Source organism: Mesorhizobium sp. M7A.F.Ca.US.006.04.2.1 (assembly GCF_004022915.1).
GTDB classification, from domain to species: domain Bacteria; phylum Pseudomonadota; class Alphaproteobacteria; order Rhizobiales; family Rhizobiaceae; genus Mesorhizobium; species Mesorhizobium ciceri.
The window spans coordinates 1-622 of sequence record NZ_RZQA01001548.1 but is presented as its reverse complement, the minus strand read 5'-3'; the positions used below and the strand labels follow the sequence as shown (position 1 = coordinate 622).

1 pseudogene is annotated in these 622 nt (G+C 58.0%); it reads right to left on the bottom strand.

The features are described 5' to 3' along the window. Window positions 1-414: 414 nt before the first annotated feature. A pseudogene (locus EN925_RS40395) lies at window positions 415-622 on the bottom strand (hypothetical protein); the annotation flags it as partial.

Genomic DNA, 622 nt, shown 5'->3' with positions numbered 1-622 from the left:
GCCGAGAGGTGGCGGGCCTTATTCTTTGTGTTGAACGATGTAGCTATTGCTGACGGCGTTGCTCCCAACACCGCGCGTGACAACAACGGTGGTGTACCCGGCGGGCAGGGAACCGGTGACAGTCTCGTCGAGGGGATGACATCGTCCGACGATTTCCCCATTTGGCGCACCTGCGAGCCTGTCTTTCAGAGATGCCTTACACACGTCAAGCGACGCATATGTGGTCGGCGCGGCATCAATGGGCCTGCAGACGACAGCCTCGCCTGGGCTGCAAGAGAGTAAAAGCAGTACTGCTGCGGTTGCCGGATCCATTGTCGAAGCTCCACTGAGACGAGCCTCAACGCAGATCGACGGCCTTTGTTGCACAGGCAGCCCTGGCGGCGGCCCGCTGCCGAGAGGTGGCGGGGCTAATCCCTATTTCGCAAGCGAGTTGCCGGACAGCTCAAAAACCATCGGCTCGCCTCTGAAATCGGAATAGCGAATCCATCGAGGCGAAATCGTAAAAAGTTGTGCCCCTTGCTTTAGAAACTCCGCTTCAAGCGGACAGTTGGCAACGTGGACATCTCTCAACCGCTGTAATTCGTTAGCCTTGGCAGGTCGGGCCCGGCCTTCGATTTTGAAC